The sequence below is a fragment of the Myxococcales bacterium genome (assembly GCA_016712525.1).
In the GTDB taxonomy this organism is placed as follows: domain Bacteria; phylum Myxococcota_A; class Polyangia; order Polyangiales; family Polyangiaceae; genus JAAFHV01.
Genome location: JADJQX010000001.1, coordinates 1133099 through 1148514, shown reverse-complemented (window position 1 = coordinate 1148514; position 15416 = coordinate 1133099). Strand labels below are relative to the sequence as shown.

General features: G+C 69.2%; 13 protein-coding genes. 10 read left to right on the top strand and 3 right to left on the bottom strand.

What is annotated here, in order from left to right; translation table 11 throughout:
- Positions 1–26: 26 nt before the first annotated feature.
- The gene (locus IPK71_04900) at positions 27–1283 is read right to left on the bottom strand and encodes a hypothetical protein (GenBank protein ID MBK8213069.1); all 1257 of its coding nucleotides are present in this window, start codon (positions 1281–1283) and stop codon (positions 27–29) included.
- Positions 1284–1607: 324 nt separating this feature from the next.
- Here IPK71_04900 and IPK71_04895 point away from each other — a divergent pair, with 324 nt between their 5' ends.
- Positions 1608–2774, top strand: a complete 1167-nt coding sequence (locus IPK71_04895; GenBank protein MBK8213068.1) for a GNAT family N-acetyltransferase — start codon at positions 1608–1610, stop codon at positions 2772–2774.
- A 4-nt stretch (positions 2775–2778) separates the two neighbouring features.
- Here the strand turns inward: IPK71_04895 and IPK71_04890 are convergent, their stop codons facing one another.
- A complete protein-coding gene (locus tag IPK71_04890) occupies positions 2779–4392 on the bottom strand; it encodes an alpha/beta fold hydrolase (protein MBK8213067.1) in 1614 nt (537 codons plus the stop codon).
- Positions 4393–4698: 306 nt separating this feature from the next.
- On the opposite strand from IPK71_04890, the gene IPK71_04885 reads away from it, so the two are divergent.
- The 9 genes from IPK71_04885 (at position 4699) to IPK71_04845 (ending at position 14002) form a co-directional block, all read left to right on the top strand.
- Complete coding sequence (locus tag IPK71_04885) at positions 4699–5505, top strand: ParA family protein (GenBank protein MBK8213066.1); 807 nt, start codon at positions 4699–4701, stop codon at positions 5503–5505.
- Positions 5471–6061, top strand: a complete 591-nt coding sequence (locus IPK71_04880; protein MBK8213065.1) for a hypothetical protein — start codon at positions 5471–5473, stop codon at positions 6059–6061. Before IPK71_04885 ends, IPK71_04880 begins: the two co-directional genes overlap by 35 nt.
- Entirely contained in the window at positions 6058–6633 is a 576-nt protein-coding gene (locus IPK71_04875; protein ID MBK8213064.1) for a hypothetical protein, read from the top strand. Before IPK71_04880 ends, IPK71_04875 begins: the two co-directional genes overlap by 4 nt.
- A gap of 6 nt (positions 6634–6639) precedes the next feature.
- The gene (locus tag IPK71_04870) at positions 6640–7908 is read left to right on the top strand and encodes a hypothetical protein (GenBank protein ID MBK8213063.1); all 1269 of its coding nucleotides are present in this window, start codon (positions 6640–6642) and stop codon (positions 7906–7908) included.
- Positions 7905–8213, top strand: coding sequence for a hypothetical protein (locus tag IPK71_04865; protein MBK8213062.1), 309 nt, complete (start codon positions 7905–7907; stop codon positions 8211–8213). The genes IPK71_04870 and IPK71_04865 overlap by 4 nt, the downstream gene beginning before the upstream one ends.
- A complete protein-coding gene (locus IPK71_04860; GenBank protein ID MBK8213061.1) occupies positions 8210–9241 on the top strand; it encodes a HAMP domain-containing histidine kinase in 1032 nt (343 codons plus the stop codon). The genes IPK71_04865 and IPK71_04860 overlap by 4 nt, the downstream gene beginning before the upstream one ends.
- 42 nt (positions 9242–9283) lie before the next feature.
- Complete coding sequence (locus IPK71_04855) at positions 9284–10816, top strand: response regulator (protein MBK8213060.1); 1533 nt, start codon at positions 9284–9286, stop codon at positions 10814–10816.
- Positions 10817–11075: 259 nt separating this feature from the next.
- Positions 11076–12485 carry a hypothetical protein gene (locus tag IPK71_04850; GenBank protein MBK8213059.1) on the top strand — a complete coding sequence of 470 codons (1410 nt, stop codon included), beginning with the start codon at positions 11076–11078 and terminating at the stop codon, positions 12483–12485.
- Positions 12486–12526: 41 nt separating this feature from the next.
- Positions 12527–14002, top strand: coding sequence for a hypothetical protein (locus IPK71_04845; protein ID MBK8213058.1), 1476 nt, complete (start codon positions 12527–12529; stop codon positions 14000–14002).
- Between the two features lie 78 nt (positions 14003–14080).
- Here IPK71_04845 and IPK71_04840 read toward each other — a convergent pair whose 3' ends face one another.
- Positions 14081–15265 carry a porin gene (locus IPK71_04840; protein ID MBK8213057.1) on the bottom strand — a complete coding sequence of 395 codons (1185 nt, stop codon included), beginning with the start codon at positions 15263–15265 and terminating at the stop codon, positions 14081–14083.
- Between the last annotated feature and the right edge of the window lie 151 nt (positions 15266–15416).

Here is a 15416-nt window from a genome sequence, read left to right as displayed (position 1 = left end):
TCGACCTCGACCCGGGGAAGTCGGGCTCAGCGGGGCAGCTTGAAGAGGCCGTGCTTCGTCTGTTCGCTCGGGGCGTCGAAGGCCACGTAGAGATCCGCGCCGCCCGTCGTCATGTCGGAGATCTCCGGGAGATCGCACGCGAGCACGCGCACGACGCCCGTGCGCGAGACCCTGTAGATCGTGTGGCGAAAATCGGGCGCCGTGCCGTTCGTCGCGAAGTAGAGGTTGTCCCCGTCCGTGGCGACCTTGGTCGTGATCTGGCCGCCCTTCGCCGCGGGGTGGGAGGTCGGATCGAAGAGGGTGACGGGCACGTCTGCCGGGGGCCTCGAGTCGATGCGCGAGATGACCCGGGTCGTCGAGCCGCCGAACGAGGACACGCAGAAGAGCGGGAGACCGGGCCCCGAACCGAAGGCGACGAGGACGTCGCACGAGGTCGGCGAGTGCGTGATGGCCTGGGCGGTGAGCTCGGTCGCGCCGATCGCGGGGGAGCTCACGGGCAGGTAGAGGACCGCCTTGTCGGTCGCGGCCTCGGTGGCGCGCTCCGAGACGAAGAACGCGCCGTTCGCGAGCGTGAAGCTCGCGGTGAAACCGAAGCTCGTCGTCCGCGCGAAGAGCGGCTCCACCGTGCCCGTCGGCGTTCGGCGAAAGAGCTTCCGCACCTTGCCGCCCGGGCTGCTCACGTCGGCGAGCACGTAGTGGTTGCCCCCGTCGAAGTACTGCTCGATCTCGAAGCCCTGGAGCATCACGTCCGGGAAGACCGCGGTGGCGGCGCCTCCCGCGAGGGGCACACCCATCACCGAGCCGCCCTGACCTTGGCTCTCGTCGCTGTAGAAGAGGCGCGCGCCGTCGGTCGCGAGGTGCCCGAGCGTGCCGGGGCTCGAGTGGAACATGGCCTCGCCCGCGCCCTGCGTGCTCACCTTTCGGATCTCGCTGTTGTGCGAGTAGTAGACGTCGCTCCCGGCGACCACGATCGACGTGATGCGCGAGGCGCCCATGCCGAGGCCTCCCACGGGCAAGAGCCCGGAAGCCACGCGCGTGAGCGGGCTCGTGGACGGGCACGCGGTGCTGCCGCCGGCGTCGAGGGTCGCGTCGCCCGTGGGCGCGTCGGCGCTCGCGTCGGTCGTGGGAGTGCTGCCGTCGGGCGAAGGTCCGCCTGCGTCTCCTGCGTCGGTCGTGGGTGGGGTCGCCTCGGAGCTGCACGCAGCCATTCCGAAGGAGCACGCCGCCGCGGCGACGAGGGCGCAGGTGAGTCGTGAGGCGAGGCGGGGCAGACGGGAGCGCATACCGGAGAGAGGCGCGGCGACGGAGACGTGTGAACCGGCCCGCAAAAACGGCCTCAAGTATTCGAGACTACGAAAGAAAGTACAGGTCGTCGCTTCCGAGCCAGCCCTCTTTCGTGGCGTCGGCTTCCTCCGTCGCCGACTTGCAGCCCGGGGCGGCCCACGCGAGCCCGACGAGCGAGACGAGGGTGGCCGAAGCGAGCATCCGCCGACGCAGCTCGTGGGCCTACCAGGCGTCGGCGCTCGCTCACCCGTACGAAACCCGAGCGCGTCGTCGGCGGTCGAAACCGCTCGCCCCGGACGCCCGGGTTTGGAACCATCGCGCGCATGGACGCCCTCCTCCCCCTCGCGCCCCGCCACGAGGACGCCCTCGCGGCCATCTACCGTGCGGCCTTCGCGATCGAGGCGCGCGCACAGATCGACCTCTGGTGGTCGCGCGCCGAGCGAGAAAACGTCCGCGTCTTCGTGCGCGACGAGGTGGTCGTGGGCGGGCTCATCGAGGTGCCCATGGGCGTCTACGCGGGAGGGCGCTCGGTGTCGCTCTTCGGGCTCTCGGGGGTCGCCGTGGCACCGGAGGCGCGCGGGGTCGGCGTGGGGCGCGCCATGCTCACCGCCTGGCTACGGAGCGTGCGCGAGCGATCGGTCGCCACCTCGGCGCTCTATGCGTCGACGCGCGCGCTCTACCGCGGCGCGGGGTACGAGGTCGCGGGCACGCACGCGGTGGGCACCGTGCACCTCGACGCGCTCCGAGGCCTCGGCCGGAGGGACGGCACCTTCGTCCCCATCACGCCCGCCGATCACGAGCCGATCGCGCGCGTCTACGCCGCCCACGCGCGCGCCTTCACCGGCCGCATGGACCGTGGGCCTTACCTCTGGGGGCGGGTCCACGCCTTCCGTGGCACGCCGAACCTAGGCTACGTCGCGCGCGGTCCGAGCGGGCCGGTCGCCTGGGTCACCCTCCGCCAGACCGAAGGCGCGGACGGCTTCAAGAAGGTCCATGTCGAGGATCACTTCGCCGTGGACCACGACGCGCTCCTTCGTCTCGTCGGGTTCTTGTCGACCTTCGGCGCGATGGCGCGCGAGCTCGTGATCCCGGGTCCGACTGCGATCTGGGACCTCTTGCCGGAGCACCGCGCCGACGTTCGCCTCGTCGAGCCGTGGCTGCTTCGAGTCGTCGACATGGAGCGGGCGCTCACGGCGCGCGGCTACCCCGAGGGCCTCGCCGTCCGCTTCGCGCTCGCGGTCGACGATCCGCTCTTCCCGGAGAACGGCGGCCCGTGGAGCGTCGAGGTGCGGGAGGGCTCGGCGCGCGTGACACGCGTCCCCTCCGCGCCCACGTCGATCTCGGTGCGGGGGCTCGCGTCCCTCTTCACGGGGTACACGAGCCCCTCGAGGCTCCGCCTCATGGGCGATCTCCGCGGCGACTCCGAGGGAGACGCCCGGCTCGGCGCGGCCTTCGCGGGGAACGCGCCCGAGCTCGGCGATTTCTTCTGACGCGTCACTCCCAGGCGTTTTGCACGCCCATGAAGTACTGCGTGTATCGTGCATCGATGTCGAGGGACTTCTTGCGGACCTCCCCGAGGCACGAGGTGTCGACCTTGGCCTTCGGGTTCGCGAGGAACGCCTCCGTGATGGCGATGCTGCACTCGCTGTCGAACACGACGCCGTGGCCACCCCCGTCCACCGTCACGTACTGGAGGCTCGGATCGGCGATCTTCGGGAGCGCGGTCTTCGAGAGGGACACCACGGTCTGGAAGTCGAACGTGCCTTGCATCATGAGCCACGGCACGTCGCGGCTCATCCAGCCGTCCATGAAGCCGTCGCGCGGGTAGGTCTGCCAGGTGTCGAAGTAGGTGATGTCGTATGCGTCGGGTCCGGGGCTGAACAAGAGCCCACGGGCCTTCGCCTCGAGGCTCGCGGGGCTCGGCGCGGGCCGCGAGATCATCTCGCTCGCGATGACGTGGAGCTGGAGCGCGGTCGACGAGTCGGTCGCCTGCGACGGGCGCGGCGTGGGCCCGAGCACGGGCACCTTCACGGGCCCACGCTGGCTGACCTCTTGGAGCTTCTGCTCGAGCGTGTTCAGCACGCGCACGTCGCCTTCGTTGCAGCGATCGAGCCTGTAGAGCGTCGGCATGACGCCCGAGGCCCACATCGCCCCGATGGTGTGCGCGACGTCGGCCAAGGGGACGGTCGAGATGCGCGCGGCCGAACAGTGGCCGGCCTTGAGCTTCTGCACGAGCTGCGTCACGAACGCCTTCGGGTCGGCGCCTACCTTCTCGGCGCACGCCGTGGAGTCTTTGCACACGTCGAAGACGTAGCCCATCGTCTCGTCGACCCCGAAGACCTGGGGCGTGTCGAACGTGCACGTCGACGAAATACAGTTGCCGTCCGTGATCACGGCGTCGACCCTCACGTTGGGGATCTGGAGCAACCTGTGGGCCCAGTACGAGCCGTACGAGCCGCCGTACACGTAGACCTTCTGGTCCTTCCCGGCGGTGCGGTCGATGAGCTCGCGCACGTCGTGGGCCGACTCGGTCGTCGAGTATCCGTCGAGCTTCGCGCCGCGCGAGTCACGGATCTCTTGCGAGCATTTCTTCATGAAATCGCCCGTGGTTTGGCTCGTGCGGTACGCCTTGGGGCAGTCCAAAAAGTCGGACTCGCCCGTGCCGCGATGGTCGATGAGGTAGACGTCGATGGATTGGGTGAAGGTCTGCGCGACGAGCTCGCCGTAGGGCCCGAGGCCGAAGCCTGCGCCGCCGGGGCCGCCGTTCAGCATCCACATCTGGGCCTTCGCGGGCTGCTTCGCGGCTTTGAGGCGATAGACGGCGACGGGCACCGTGCCGCTGTCGGCTTTGCCGCGCTGGGCCGGCATGTCCACCGTCGCGCAGTCGGCCTCGATGTCGCCGCGCATGCCCGGCACCTCGCACGTGGCCCACGCGATGCTCTCGGGGCCAGGCCCGGGCGTGGGTGGCGCGGGCGTGGGCTCGGTGGTGGTCGAGGGAGATGGCGTCGGCGCGGGGCCTTCGGGGTCGATGGCACCGCTGCACGCGACGAGAGAGAAGGTGCTGGCGACGAGGCCGAGGCGCGCCATGGCGACGAGAGAGAGCTTCATGCCCGTCGCGAGAGCAAGGCGCGCGCCACGCGAATTTCGGCGAGAAAAAACGGGGCGTCGTGCACACCGTCAAGCGCCTGACGGCCTCACGCGGCCCGAACGCGCCCGCGCACGGCGACGTACGCGGAGCCGCGCCCAGCCAAGAGGGCACGGTCGGGCTGCTAACCCAACGACCCCCTTAGAGATTCTCCAAACGTGAAGGTTGCCCCTACACAAGCTCGAGTGACTGCCATACCGTGAAGGGTCCGAGCGGCCCGGGACGGCCGCTCACAGGGGAAAAGGACGGGGCGGGATGGAGGGGAGACGATGATTCGTGTCGCGGTCGCAAGTCCGAAAGGGGGCGTGGGCAAGACCACCATCGCCCTCAACCTGGCGTTCGCGCTCGCCAGCCTCGGGAGGCGTGTGCTCCTCGTCGACGCCGACCCGCAAGGTGGCATCGGTCACTCTCTCACCGGTCGCGCCAAGGAGGCCGAGGGCCTCTTCGAGCTCGCGAACGGCACGTCGTCGGGCAGCGTGCTCATCGAGACCAAGGTGAAGGGCTTCGCCATCGTCCCGTTCGGCAAACCCTCCTGGGAGGCGCTCGACGACGTCGGTGCCTTCCTCGCCACGGGAGCCGACGTGGACCGGTGCCTCGCGCCCTTCGCGAACGCGTTCGACGTCTGCCTCGTCGACACGGCCGCCGGCCTCACCGGGACCACGCGCGCCGTGCTCGAGTGGGCCGAGCACGTGATTACGCCCATCCAGACCGAGCCGCTCGCGCTCCGCTCGGTGTCGGCGCTCGTCGAGGTGCTCGCGGGCCTCCGCTCGAAGGGCTTCCCCGTACGCCTCACGGGCGTCGTGCTCTCGATGGCGCAGTTCCGAGACGAGCTCTCGCTCGGCGTGTCGCAAGAGGTGTGGTCGCTCTTCCCCGAGGCCCTCGTGCTCGACGCGTTCGTCCCCAAGGACCCTATTTTCGTCGAGGCGAGCGCCAAGGGCGTGCCGGTCGGGCTCCTCAAGAAGAGGCCTCCCCCGGTGACGGCCGTCTTCGATCGCATCGCCGCCGATCTCGACTCGCGACTTGGCCTGGAGGACACCACAGATGGCGACGACCAGCCGCTCTCTCTCTTGGATTGATCGGGCGCGCTTCGGGAGCCTCCTCGACGTCGCTCGAGGGGGAGACACGCCTCTGCCCCCCGCGGTCGCCCGCGCGCCCGGAAAGGTGCAGGAGGCGCCCGCCACACGCCGCACCTTGCGCCCGGTGATGACCGGCGCGGCCGCGGCCGTCCCCGCGTTCCTCCCCCCCGAGAGCCAGCTCGACACGCGCCTCGCGGCGTTCCTCTCGTGGGTCGTCGAGCGCACGGGGTGCTCGGCCGTGTTCGTGGCCGACGAGGGCGGCTTGCCCGTGGCCGAGAGCGCGGGCACCGACCCGGCGCGCGTCGCCGCTGTGTCGGCCGTGCTCGCGATGCTCGCCCAGTTTCGTCAGGCCGTGGGCCGCTCCACGGGCGGCTGGGTGAGCGTCCACTTCGACGACCAGGTCATGCACTTCGTCGAGGTGCAGAGCGACTGGGGCCGCTTCGGCGCCGGGCTGCTCACGCCCGACAGCCTCTCGTCCCGGGATCTCCTCGACGTCCGCGAGGCGCTCCTGCGAGCCTTCGTCCCGGTCGGCCAAGCTACAGGGAGCGTGCGATGAACCCCGAGGTCCAAGAGGCCGTACGCGACGCGGTGCCCTTGCTCGGGCTCTTCGTCGTCACCATGCCCGACTGCTTGCTCTTTCACTCGTACGCGCGCGAGCCGCAGAGCTGGGGCGCGGACGAGGTCGCAGGCTACTTCGGCGATCTCGTGCGCGCGAACCGGGAAGGGCTCCGCGCGCTCTCGGCGTGGTCGACCGACATGCAGGTCACCATCGAGTCGAAGGACACCCTCGTCATCCTGCGCGAGCTCACCCCGGCGTTCGCGCTCGGGTGCGTGTTCGAGCGCTCGGCGCCGCTCGGTCTCGTGCGCCTCCACATGAAGCGCCTCGTCGACAAGGTCACCCTTGCGTTGCCGGAGCTCGCCCCCGAAGAGCGGCCGCGGGGCGTGAAGATCATCGAGTTCCTCGAGCGCTACGCCCCCGAGCCGCACGCGATCGTCATGCGCGTCGCCCTCCGCAGCGGTATCCCGGTCGAGCGCCTCCGCGAGCCCGCTTCGCTCGACGCCACGGAGGTCGAGTCGCTCGAGCAGGTCGCCTGCCAGCTCCTCGGCCTCCCCAAGCTCGGAATATAGGTCGCCATGAGCCTCGAGACGTTGAAGTCGTACGACCGCGAGCAGAGCCTCACCTTCCTCGGTGGCGCGCCGTACGTGTTCCACTGCCACCACTACAACCTCTTCCACGACCAGACGATCGACGACGCCCTCGGCGACACCGTCGGGCTCGAGGTCCGCACGCGGGCCGCGAAGAACGCCTTTCGCGCGGTGCTCGAGTCGATCTCGGCGGTCGAGCACGCCACGACGCCGGTCGAACGCGTGCAGCTCGCGCGCGAGCTCTTCCCGTACATGGGCCTCGGGGCGATCGAGATCGCGGCCTCCGCGTTCGAGGGCTCGGCCCGCAGCGCCTCGCTCCACTACGGATATGCCTGGCGCGAGAAATACGGGAGCCGCGTGAAGCGCTCGCTCCCGGTCGACGCCGTCACCGCGGGCTTCCTCGCCGCCTTGACCGAGGTCGCCTACGCGCTCCCCCAGGGGACGGCCTGGGCCGTCGAAGAAGAGTGCGTCGCGGCGAAGGCGACGGAGTGCCGCTTTCGCATCGAGCGAAAGCCCGTCGGAGGGTGGAACGAGCCCGTACCCGTGGTGGTGGACGAGGCCACGGTTCGCCGGCACGTGGCCCCTCCGGAGCGCGGGCTCGACGAGGATCGCATCGCCCGCATCGGCGCCGGCCTCACCGACTTCATGAAGGCCGTCCGCGGCGACGAGCGTGGGCTCGTCCAAGCGTTCTCGGTGTTCGTCGCCGCGCAGCTCGCGAGCTACTACAACGAGTCCATGTTCGAGATGGTCACCCGCCTCGAAGCCCAGAGCCCCAAGCTCGCGCCCACCGCCGAGGAGCTCGCCCGCGAGGCCGGACGCGTGTGCGTGTTCAACACGTTCGGCAACGTGCTCCTCTCCCCCGAGTGGGAGGCCCTCGTGGGCCCGCTCTCCTCCGACCCGGCCGACATCGTCTCGTTCTGCCTCGCCATCGCGCGAGGGCTCGGCTTCGGGCACTGGCACCTTCACGAGTACGAACCGAAAAAGCGAATGGTCTTGAGGGCTTCGAGCAGCTACGAGGTGCCGTACTACCTCGCGCGCTTCGGCAAAGCCGAACGGCCGCGAGGGTACTTCTTGGGTGGCTCGGCCATGGCGATCGCCGTCCTCGCGGAGCACGTCGACTGGGCGTCCAAGCCCAAGCTCGACGGAGAGGCCTACCAGAGGCTCCTCGGTGGCGGAAAGCCGCTCGCCCGCGTCGAACAGACGCTCTGCCAGATGCGCGGCGACGCCGTGAGCGAGCTCGTGGTCACCCCGTCATGATTCGCCCGCTCGAGCGCGATCACTCGTGCATGCGACACTTCGCGTACCGCATGGACCTCGACGGTCCGGCGGCCGTGGGTGATTTCGTCGCGCTCGCACGGGCCGACGGCTTCTCGGTGGCCTCGAGCCCGCTCCCGTCGCTCGTGAAGCTCGTCGATGCGTGCGGCAACGAGCTCCTCGTGGTCGTCACGACGGGCCGCGTCCAACTCCGTGTATCCTACACGGTCCCGCCGGAGGCGCGCCGCCACGCGGCCGAGGCCGTGTACTGCCGCCTCGTCCGCGCTTCGCTACGGAGCGTCGCATGACGCCCGAGGTCGCCTTCGCGGGGCCGCTTCCGCTCGCCATGGTGCTCGAGAAGATCGATCTCGGCATCGTGGGCGTGAGCCCGTCGGCCGAGCTCGTGGTCTACTCGAACCCGAAGGCGCGTGAGCTCCTCGGGGGAGACGTCGACGCCGACATGGTGGCCGAGCTCTTCGGGAGCCGCCTCCGCGGAGCGCGCACCAGCATCGCCTCGTTCCTCATCGGCGACTGGGTGAGGGTGGGCGAGCACTGCGTGGGCTTCTCCGTCTACGAGCTCCCCGACGGCTCGCAGTGGATCATCCTGCGCGACGTGACCGACAAGCTCCGCCTCCAGCGCGTGGCCGAGGGCACGACGGTGGCGAACAACCTCGGCTACGCCTTCGCGGGCTTGGCCCACGAGCTCGGAAACCCCATCAACTCCGTGAAGATGGCCGCCACGGTCCTGCGCGAGAACATGACCACGTTCAGCGCCGAGAAGCAGCACGAGTACCTCACCGAGATCGTCTCCGAGACGGTGCGCATGCAGGAGATCCTCCGCCTCATGCAGGGGTTCATCGGGCTCGGCGAGCTCGATCTCGAGCCGCTCGATCTCGCCGACGAGTGCCGAAAGCTCGTGAGCCTCGTGGGCCGAGACACGACCCGGAAGGGCATCGCCATCGTCTCTGCGTTCGCCGCGCGTGGCCCCGTGGTCGCCCGGGCCGACGCCACGGCGCTCCGCCAGGTGCTCTTGAACTTGCTCACGAACGCGACCGAGGCCGTGAGCGATCGCGACATGCCCCAGATCACGCTCGACGTGGCCTACGGCGAAGGCGCCGCGTACGTCCGCGTACACGACAACGGCCGTGGCATCTCGGCGGGAGAGAAGGAGCGGCTCTTCTTCCCGTTCTATTCGACGCGCCCCGGCGGCATGGGCTTCGGGCTCGTGATCGTGAAGAAGCTCGTCTCCGCGATGGGCGGCACCATCGAGGTGACGAGCGAGCCCGGGGTGGGCACGTCGTTCGAGGTGACGCTACCGCTCGCCGAGGCAGGGTGACGCCGCCATGGTTCCCGTGATGTCGGAGGGGAAGACTGCGCCATGAGCCGTTCGGAGCCGAAACAGGTCCTCGTCGTCGACGACGAGCCCCTCTTCTTGAAGAGCCTGGCCGACGGGCTCGCGCCGTTCGGCGAGAGAGAGGGCTTCGTGGTGCACACGGCCCACAACGGGCAAGACGCCATCTTGACGCTGCAGGCGCGCCCGATCGACCTCGTCCTCACGGACCTGCGCATGCCCGGCGTCGATGGGTTCCAGCTCATCGCGTGGATGATCGGGCAGAAGAAGAGCACACCGGTGGTCGTCATGACGGCCCTGCCTTCGCTCGAGGCGCGCGTGCAGCTCCGCGAGTCCGGTGTGTTCGCCGTGCTGCAGAAGCCGGTCGACCTGGCCGACGTGCACAGGTGCATCCGCGCCGAGCTCGACGCCCGCCGCGCCCGCGTAGAAGGCCTCGCGACGAGCGCGTTCCTCCAGCTCGTGTCGATGGAGCGCGTCTCGTGCGTGCTCACGATTCGTTCGGGCCCCCGTGTCGGGACGATGCACATCTCGGGCGGAGATCTCGTGCACGCCGAGCTCGAGGACAAGGAGGGGCTCGCCGCCGCCCACGCGCTCGTCGGCCTCCCGGACTCGGCCATCGACATGGTCGAACGCGACGACGTTCGGTCGTCGGGCCTTCGTGTCCCCCTCGCCGAAGTGGTGCTCGACGCGCTCCGCACCCACGACGAACAGTCGCGCGGGCGCGGGAGCATCACGTCGCCGCCGGCGCCACCGCAAGACGTCGACATCGAGTTCGACATCATGAAGTCGGTCCGGCCTCCGGCGCTCGAGAAGCCCACGCCGCCTCCTCCCGCGAGACCCTCGACGGTCCCCCCTCAGGCCAAGCCCACGAGCTCCCCGCGCCCTCCGAGCGTCGCGCCCAAGGCGGCGAGCGTCGTCCCTTCGCCCCCGAGCGTCGCGCCCTCGAGCACCGCGCGCCCGCCTCGGGCCAAGTTCGTGTGGCCCGAGCTCCCCGACAGCGGGCCCGTCGTGAGCCCGCTCGCCGGTGGCGCAGAGGGCGCGCCAGCCCCGACCTCCACGCCGCCCGCGCAGCCCACGCCGGCGCCGACTCCACCCGAAGTGACCCCCAAGACCGCACCTCCCGAGGCTCTCGAGCCCGAGCCTCGCGCACCATCCGTTACCGCCAAGAAGGAGAGATCGATGAACATCATCAACGTGGACAAGGCCAACGCCGCCGTGAACAAGCTCCGTGAGTCGCTCGGCGCAGGGCTCGTCGCGACCGACGTCTGGAACATCGAAGATGGTATGTCGATTGCCGGTTTCAACTCGCAGCCCGTGGCCACGGCGCTCTTCAACCGCATCACCGATCTCATCAGCGAGACCCTCTCCGAGTCCGGGTTTCCCGCGCTCAACAAGTACTACATGCTCGATCTCGACGGAGACAAGCTCGTGGTCGTGCTCCCGCTCGGGAGCTACCGCGCCGGCATGTTGGTCGACAAGAAGAAGGCCCAGCTCGGCGTCATCGTGAGCGTGGCCCTCCCGAAGTACGTCGCGATGCTCGAAGAGGCCATTCGCGGCTGAAGTCCGACGAGGGCACGTAGCACCGGGGCCGGCTCCTTTCGAGGGGTCGGCCTCGCGTCGTTTCGGGGCTCGAAGGACGCGCAAATCCGTCGCGCTCCTCTCGGTGCCGCGTCGAACGTTTCGCAGCGCGCCCTCCCTCGGGTGGGTTGCGTGTCGTTCCTGTGTCGGGCATACGACAGGGGTCGCTCGTTCGCGTGCGCCGCTCGGGCCTCGCGTGCGGCGGCTCTTGGCCTGACGATCAGCGAAAGTAGGACAAATCATGGTGAAGCAAGCTCACCTCGTGGCGGGGGGCCTCCTCCTCGCCCTCGCGGCGTGCTCGGGGGCCGATGGCGCAGCCGGGCCCGCGGGCGCAGCCGGAGCCAAAGGTGCCTCGGGCAACCCCGGCAGCGAAGGGAAGAAGGCGGCCGGAAGCATCAGCCTCGTGTCGCCGCGAGCGGCCGTCATCGGCGGGATCACCGAGGTCACGATCTCGGTCGACGGCGTCGATCTCGCCACGAGCGCGTCCGTGACGTTCGGCGCGGGCATCAAGGTCACCGGTGTCGTAGCCTCGGGGCGCACGCTCAAGGCCGAGCTCGAGGTGGCCGAGAACGCGGCCACAGGTCCCCGGGACATCGAGCTCACGAACCTGGGCGAGAAGCTCACGTTCACGGGTGGCTTCGTCGTGGCGCCCGGCATGGGCACCAAGGTGACGGGCGGCAAGGCCGAACAAGGTGGCCTCGTTCAGATCGACGTCACCAACAACGACGCCGAGTACTTCGACAAGGACAACTTCACGGTCTTCCCCACGGCGGCCGATCAGCCGTTCGCGCAGCTCGACGCGCCGTTCATCGGCCCGAAGGACGCGCGCCTCGTGCTGCTCGTGGATCCTTCGGCCAAGGCCGGCGCCATGGGCATCGCGGGGACGAACTACCCCGACGACAACACCGCGCCGATTTACATCGGTGACTCGTCGGCCCTCAGCGTGGCTGCGCGTACGCCCGAAGCGCTCGGCGCGACCGCCGTGACCAAGTCGATCGCGGCGCCGTTCCAGAGCTTCCTCTTCAAGTACACGACGGCCGCGAACAAGCTCAACGTCGTGTCGTTCGTACCCACCGGCGCAGGCACGCCGCTCGTGATCGCGCTCGGCTCCACCGGCAAGCTCAGCGATCTGCTCTCGCAGCAGGCCGTGCTCGCTTATCCGACCACGGCGGCCGGCTCGAGCACCGTCATCGTCGCGAACGGAACCCCGTCGTCGGCCGCGCCCTTCGGCTTCACCGCCCAGATGCGCTCGATCGACACGCAGCCCGCCGTCGCCGAGAACGACGCCGTCCCCCACGATGGCCAGGGAGGCAACTTCCAGCCTTGGGGCGCCGTGCCCGCCGTGAACGACGCGGCCCCGGCGATGCTCTTGAATGGTGAGCTCAAGGCCGGCGACACGGCCGACGTGTACCGCGTCACGGGCGCGGCCAACGCGCAGATCGAGGCCTCGATCCTCACGGAGGCCCCCGTGTCGTTCGCGCTCTCGGCGAACGCCAATTTCCCGAACAACGCCCAGACGCAGAGCGCCACCGTGAGCGCGAAGGCCGGGTCCGTCGTGGTGACCGCCGCGGGCGCGAACCGCTTCATCCGCGTGCGCCCCTCCGGCACACGCCGCGGCAAGTACACCCTCGCGGTGCGCATCCGCCCCTGAGCCACACTTAAAAATTCTTTATCGATTCTGGAGATTCCAAAATGAAATCTGTTCGTTTTCTCGTGGGTGCAGTGGGTACGGCGCTCCTCGTCGCGTGTGGCTCGGGGGCCGACGGCGCGGCGGGTGAGAAGGGCGCCGACGGCGCCAAGGGTGACAACGGCGCGCCCGGCAAAGAGGCCACGGTCACCCCGTCGCTCGACTTCGTGACGCCCAACAAGGGCGTGCTCGACCGCACCATCGAGGTGACGCTCTCGGCGAGCGGCACCAAGTTCTCCGGGAGCCCCAAGGTCGACTTCGGCGCGGGCATCACCGTGTCCGAGGTGAAGGCCCTGAGCGCCACGGCCATCTCGGCCAAGCTCGTCATCGCGGCGAACGCGGCCATCGGCACGCGCGACGTCACCGTCGACGGTCAGAAGATCGACAAGGCCTTCTCGGTCATCCCGGCGATCAAGTCGCAGCTCGTGGGCACGGCGCTCCAGGGCGGTGTGGCCAACGTCGCCATCTTGAACCAAGACACGGCGAACCCCTTCGACAAGGACAACCTCACCCTCGTCGCCCCCGACCTCGTGAACCTCAACGTGGGCGCCGAGTCGAACCTCTACGCCGGCGGCGCGTTCGTGGTGCCGCCGCTCGCGACGGGCTCCCCCGCGTTCTCGCTCGCCAACGTGGACGCCGAGGGCAAGCCCCGCGTGACGTTCCTCGGCGATCCGAACGACGTGAAGATCACCGGGCGCACGGCCACGGCCCTCGCGACCAACGTGGCGCCCGCCGCCGTGAACCTCGGCGCGCAGCTCGCGTCGAACTTCGGCAAGGCGACCATCCCCGCGGCGACCACCATGATCGTCGACTACCGCGTCCAGGTCGCGGCCAACGCCACCACGTCGCCCCTCGGCTTCCTCTTCGGCAAGGGCGGAAAGGCCGCCGATCTGCTCGGCGTCATGAGCCCGCCCCAGAGCTTCTTCGGCCCCACGCCGCCGCCGTACGACCTCCACCTCGTGGTGCCCTTCGCCCAGCAGGCGGCAGGCGAAGACGAGTACCTCGTCCTCCTCGACTCGTCGGGTCGCGGCGGCGCGGCCACCGTGAGCACGACGCTCGTGCGCGCCGAGCTCGTGGCCGAAGGCGCCACGGCCCACGCGACGGGCCCCACGGCTCAGGACCTCGCGGCGCTCCAGGGTATCCCCGCGAACCTCGCCACCGACATCGGCGGCAAGGTCGTCACGGGCAACCTCGCGAACGCGACCGAGGTCGACGTCTACAAGGTGACCGTGGCTGCGAACGACAACCTTCAGATCGGCATCTCGGGCGAAGGCGAGTACGACGTCGTCGTCACGACCGATGGCACCGCCGACCCCGAAGGCGAGGACAACCTCGGCTACCTCTACTCGGCGTCGAAGGGCCAGCTCGGCAGCGACGTGGTGGCGGTGGGCAACGTGACCACGGTCTACATCGCGGTGCTCCCGTACCAGGCGCGCAACGGCAAGTACGCGCTGTCGGTCCGCAAGATCGCGGCCAACTGACGCGACACCCGCTTCGGCGCTCGGAGGGCCTCGTGGATTCGTCCGCGGGGCCCTTCGTGTTGGTGGCGCGCCCGAACGTCAGTAGTTGATCTGCGCCTGGAGCCGCAAAAACTCGCCCGTGAGGCCCTTGCGGTTGGTCTCACGGTCGCTCGCGGTGAACGCCATCGTGAGCTCGAACGGCTTCCATACTTGCCATTCGACGCCGGCCTCGACCTCCTTCACGATGGTGAGCGGCGCGTTCGTCTCGGTCTTGCGGCCACCGTGATAGTACTGGCCACGAACGTAGGGCACGAACGTCCCGAACGAGGTCGGCACCCGCGCGAACAGCATGGCGTACCCGCCATTCAAGAACGAGTCCTTCACGATTTTCCCGTCGAGCTCGGGGCCCTTGCCGATGTTGTACTCGGCCTGAAAGCCGATGGGCTTCGGGTAGAGCGTCACGGCCGCGTGCAGCCGGACGTCGAGGAAATCGTCGTTCTTTCCCCCAGCGACGTAGCTCGATACCCCGTCCCCCCGCGTGATGCGGTAGTAGCCGGCGTAGCCGCCCATGCCGAGCTCGAGGGTCTGACCCCCGCCGATCTCGAAGGGATAGGTGAGCCTCGCGACGACGTGTTTGTTGGTGTTCTTGTCTTTGAGGTTGATGCCGTTGCCGTTGTAGACGCCGATGGCGGCCATGCCGTAGTCGCCCGAGCCCTTGAAGCCCTCGTCGACGAGCGCCTTGAACCGCCGTCTCACGTTCTCGGGCGCGTAGTAGAGGAAGAACCCGAGCTCACGCTCGCCGGGCACGGCCGTGTTCATCGCGTCCGTGCGGTCGAACGGGGCGCGGTTCTGGCTCGACTGCATGTTCTCGAAGCCATACGGCAGCTTCGACTGACCGACGCGGATGCGAAGCTCCTTCTTCGAGTCGAAGGCGACGTCCGCGTACCAGTCTCGAATTTGCGCCAGGTTCAGCACGTCGCCGTTGGTCGCCCCGGCGAAGTCGGGCTGCAAGTAGACGTACACGTGCTCGTGGATGTCCCCGTAGAGGATGACGCGGGCCCGCCGGATGAAGAACGTGCTCCCGGGGCCGATGGAGCGATCGGCGAGATCGTTCTTGAGCTCGTCGCTCGAGGCGTAGAGGCGGTTCATGCGGAACTGCGAGTACCCTCGGACCGAGAGGCGCTCGTACCAGTGGGTCGTGTGCGGCGTGGTCTCGGCTTGCGCGGGCGCGGCGAGCGCGACGGACGCGAGCAAGGTCGAAGAGGCGACGAGGTGACGGAGCATGACGTTCTCGTTTCGAGCCCGAAACCACTTCGAGCTTCGATCGAGCACGTAGCCGGGCGCGCGTGGCGAACGTGTGCCACTCCCGTTTCGACGGCGATTCCCGAGCGAACGTAAGGTGACGACGGCGTGTCGTGTGACGCTCGTGTGTCGG

Coding starts and splice junctions, on each gene's coding strand:
- IPK71_04880 (MBK8213065.1), top strand. CDS start 5,471: ATGGCGACGACCAGCCGCTCTCTCTCTTGGATTGATCGGGCGCGCTTC.
- IPK71_04870 (MBK8213063.1), top strand. CDS start 6,640: ATGAGCCTCGAGACGTTGAAGTCGTACGACCGCGAGCAGAGCCTCACC.
- IPK71_04885 (MBK8213066.1), top strand. CDS start 4,699: ATGATTCGTGTCGCGGTCGCAAGTCCGAAAGGGGGCGTGGGCAAGACC.
- IPK71_04865 (MBK8213062.1), top strand. CDS start 7,905: ATGATTCGCCCGCTCGAGCGCGATCACTCGTGCATGCGACACTTCGCG.
- IPK71_04875 (MBK8213064.1), top strand. CDS start 6,058: ATGAACCCCGAGGTCCAAGAGGCCGTACGCGACGCGGTGCCCTTGCTC.
- IPK71_04895 (MBK8213068.1), top strand. CDS start 1,608: ATGGACGCCCTCCTCCCCCTCGCGCCCCGCCACGAGGACGCCCTCGCG.
- IPK71_04850 (MBK8213059.1), top strand. CDS start 11,076: ATGGTGAAGCAAGCTCACCTCGTGGCGGGGGGCCTCCTCCTCGCCCTC.
- IPK71_04855 (MBK8213060.1), top strand. CDS start 9,284: ATGAGCCGTTCGGAGCCGAAACAGGTCCTCGTCGTCGACGACGAGCCC.
- IPK71_04845 (MBK8213058.1), top strand. CDS start 12,527: ATGAAATCTGTTCGTTTTCTCGTGGGTGCAGTGGGTACGGCGCTCCTC.
- IPK71_04840 (MBK8213057.1), bottom strand. CDS start 15,265: ATGCTCCGTCACCTCGTCGCCTCTTCGACCTTGCTCGCGTCCGTCGCG.
- IPK71_04860 (MBK8213061.1), top strand. CDS start 8,210: ATGACGCCCGAGGTCGCCTTCGCGGGGCCGCTTCCGCTCGCCATGGTG.
- IPK71_04890 (MBK8213067.1), bottom strand. CDS start 4,392: ATGAAGCTCTCTCTCGTCGCCATGGCGCGCCTCGGCCTCGTCGCCAGC.
- IPK71_04900 (MBK8213069.1), bottom strand. CDS start 1,283: ATGCGCTCCCGTCTGCCCCGCCTCGCCTCACGACTCACCTGCGCCCTC.